This window comes from Dietzia sp. SYD-A1 (assembly GCF_015356725.1).
In the GTDB taxonomy this organism is placed as follows: Bacteria; Actinomycetota; Actinomycetes; order Mycobacteriales; family Mycobacteriaceae; genus Dietzia.
In genome coordinates this window covers 1-560 of record NZ_JADDKI010000261.1, presented here as the reverse complement: position 1 = coordinate 560, position 560 = coordinate 1, and the positions used below count along the sequence as shown (strand labels likewise).

The 560-nt window shown below is 70.5% G+C and carries 1 protein-coding gene; it reads right to left on the bottom strand.

The window, feature by feature from the left end; translation table 11 throughout:
* Positions 1 to 43 precede the first annotated feature (43 nt).
* Positions 44 to 560 (bottom strand): magnesium transporter (locus IY392_RS11285; protein WP_194861267.1); only part of this gene is annotated, 517 nt, incomplete at its 5' end.

The following is a 560-nucleotide window of genomic DNA, read 5'->3' as shown; positions in this document are numbered from 1 at the left end:
TCATCACGGTCACGATCTATTTGGCCGTGGCCCACGGGGCGTGTCACACCACGAGGACGGACGCCACGGCCAAATAGATCGTGACCGTGATGATGTCCTGCAGCACCGTGGCGAGGGGGCCCGAGCCGAAGGCGGGGTCCCTGCCGACCCTGTCGATGAGCCACGGCAGCACCAGCGCGATGACCGTGGCCAGTGAGGCGGCGGCGAGCAGCGCGAGGGCGACCGCCAGCGCCACCGACCAGTCCTGCCAGATCACACCCACCAGGACCAGGGACACCACGCCGAGGACGAGCCCCAGGAGGATCCCGGTGAGGATCTCGCGCCCTGCCACCTGACGTATCCCGACCCCCAGCGAGAGTCCGCGGATGACGAGCGCCTCGGTCTGGGTCCCGATCGCGTCGGCGAGGTAGACCACGCCGGGGACGAAGAACGCGATGAGGACGTGCTCGGCGAGCACGGCCTCGAAGCCGCCCACCACTCCCGCGGCGAGCAGGGCCCCCACCAACCCCACCACCAGCCACGGAAGCCGGTGCCACAGGCGCCGCAGCACCGGCTCGACC